The 1,247-nt window shown below is 70.3% G+C and carries 1 protein-coding gene; it reads right to left on the bottom strand.

What is annotated here, in order from left to right; genetic code table 11:
* Positions 1-1,247 (bottom strand): aspartate ammonia-lyase (locus IE212_RS34420; RefSeq protein WP_190201924.1); only part of this gene is annotated, 1,247 nt, incomplete at both ends.

The following is a 1,247-nucleotide window of genomic DNA, read 5'->3' as shown; positions in this document are numbered from 1 at the left end:
TCGGGGCGGAGCAGGTCCGCGAGCCGGTCGGCGGGCAGCAGGCCCTTGTCCAGGACGAGTTCGGCCACGCCGCGGCCGGTGGCGAGGGCTTCCTTGGCGATCTCGGTGGCGGCGGTGTAGCCGATGTGCGGGTTGAGGGCGGTGACCAGGCCGATGGAGTTCTCGACGCTCGCGCGCAGTGCCTCGGTGTTGGCGGTGATGCCGGCGACGCAGCGCTCGGCGAGGGTGAGGCAGGCGGCGCGCAGGTGGGTGAGGGACTCCGACAGGGAGTGCAGGATGATCGGCTCGAAGGCGTTGAGCTGGAGCTGTCCGGCCTCGGCGGCCATGGTGATGGTGACGTCGTTGCCGATCACCTCGAAGGCGACCTGGTTGACGACCTCCGGGATCACCGGGTTGACCTTGCCGGGCATGATGGACGACCCCGCCTGCACCGGCGGCAGGTTGATCTCGCCGAGCCCGGCACGCGGACCGGAGGAGAGCAGCCGCAGGTCGTTGCAGGTCTTGGAGAGCTTGACCGCGATGCGCTTGAGCACGCCGGACATCTGGACGAAGGCGCCGCAGTCCTGGGTCGCCTCCACCAGGTTGGCCGCCGTCACGAGGGGCAGGCCGGTGATGGCGGCGAGGTGCCGGCGGGCTGCCTCGGCGTATCCGGCGGGGGCGTTGAGGCCGGTGCCGATGGCCGTGGCGCCCAGGTTGATCTCATGGATCAGCCCGACGGCCTCGGCGAGGCGGGCCCGGTCCTCGTCGATCATGACGGCGTACGCGGAGAACTCCTGGCCGAGCGTCATGGGCACGGCGTCCTGGAGCTGGGTACGGCCCATCTTGAGCACGTCGTGGAACTCGACCGCCTTGCGGGCGAAGGCGTCCTGGAGCACGGACATCGCCTCGAGCAGTCCACGGACCGCGAACACCGTCGCGATCTTGACGGCGGTCGGGTAGACGTCGTTGGTGGACTGGCCGAGGTTGACGTCCTCGTTCGGGTGGAGGTGCTGGTACTCGCCCTTGGCGTGGCCCAGCAGTTCCAGTGCCCGGTTCGCCACGACCTCGTTGGCGTTCATGTTCGTCGAGGTCCCCGCGCCGCCCTGCACGACGTCGACCACGAACTGGTCGTGCAGGTCGCCGTCCCGGATCTCCCGGCAGGCGGCGGCGATGGCGGCGGCCTTCTTCGCGTCCAGCAGGCCGAGTTCCTCGTTGGCGAGCGCGGCGGCCTCCTTCACGGCGGCCAGGGCGTCGACGAGGTGCGGGTA

It is taken from the genome of Streptomyces djakartensis, assembly GCF_014651075.1.
Classification (GTDB): Bacteria; Actinomycetota; Actinomycetes; order Streptomycetales; family Streptomycetaceae; genus Streptomyces; species Streptomyces djakartensis.
The sequence above is the reverse complement of the archived record's forward strand: the minus strand, read 5'-3'. Positions and strand labels throughout refer to the sequence as shown.